Annotated in this window: 1 protein-coding gene; it reads right to left on the bottom strand. The window is 63.9% G+C overall.

All coding sequences use genetic code 11. The features are described from left to right. Window positions 1-230, bottom strand: a 230-nt coding sequence (locus tag SB754_RS23390; protein WP_410784621.1) for a tripartite tricarboxylate transporter substrate-binding protein, incomplete at both ends; no start/stop codon positions are given.

The raw sequence follows: 230 nt of genomic DNA, 5'->3' as shown, positions 1-230 counted from the left end.
ATGAGGGCCTGGGTCGCCTCGCCGCCGCCGGATTTGGGAATGTATGTGGTGTCCGAGGGATCCACGCCGACAGCCAGAGCAAGTTCGGTCATGACCAACTGGGCAAAGGTTCCGCCGCCGGTCCAGGCAATCGCCGCCGGATCAGCCTTCCAAGCCTGTACGAGCTCCTCGAGAGTCTGGTACGGGGAACTGGCCGGAACCACAACGACGTCGTACTCCTCCACCAGGCG

Source organism: Leifsonia sp. SIMBA_070 (assembly GCF_046534635.1).
GTDB lineage: Bacteria > Actinomycetota > Actinomycetes > Actinomycetales > Microbacteriaceae > Leifsonia.
Note: the sequence above shows the minus strand (reverse complement) of the source record. Positions and strands in the feature narration are given on the sequence as shown.